The organism is Vibrio sp. YT-19(2023) (assembly GCF_033337395.1).
Genome location: NZ_JAWOQN010001125.1, coordinates 1 through 521, shown reverse-complemented (window position 1 = coordinate 521; position 521 = coordinate 1). Strand labels below are relative to the sequence as shown.

At 51.1% G+C, this 521-nt stretch carries 1 protein-coding gene; it reads left to right on the top strand.

The annotated features are described in order from the left end of the window. A partial coding sequence (locus R7E78_RS30405) for a pyruvate kinase (protein ID WP_318059183.1) occupies nucleotides 1-521 on the top strand: 521 nt, incomplete at both ends.

The following is a 521-nucleotide window of genomic DNA, read 5'->3' as shown; positions in this document are numbered from 1 at the left end:
GCCGGCTTAGAAGCAAAACTCGTCGCAAAAGTAGAACGTGCAGAAACCGTCGCCACGAGCGAGTCGATTGACGATATCATCCTAGCTTCTGACGTCGTGATGGTCGCTCGCGGCGATTTAGGCGTTGAGATTGGCGATCCTGAGCTGATCGGTGTTCAGAAAAAACTCATTCGTCGAGCTCGCAGTTTGAACCGCGTCGTCATTACTGCAACTCAAATGATGGAATCGATGATCAATAGCCCAATGCCAACGCGTGCAGAAGTCATGGACGTAGCAAACGCCGTTTTGGATGGCACCGATGCCGTGATGCTGTCTGGAGAGACCGCTGCCGGTCAATATCCGGTAGAGACCGTGAAATCAATGGCGGATGTCTGTATTGGCGCAGAAAAGATGTCTGAAGCAAGTCTATCGACCTACCGTCTCGACCGCACCTTTGAAACAGCAGAAGAGACCATTGCAATGGCAACCATGTACTCAGCGAACCACATGGAAGGCATCAAAGCGATGATTGCGTTAACAGA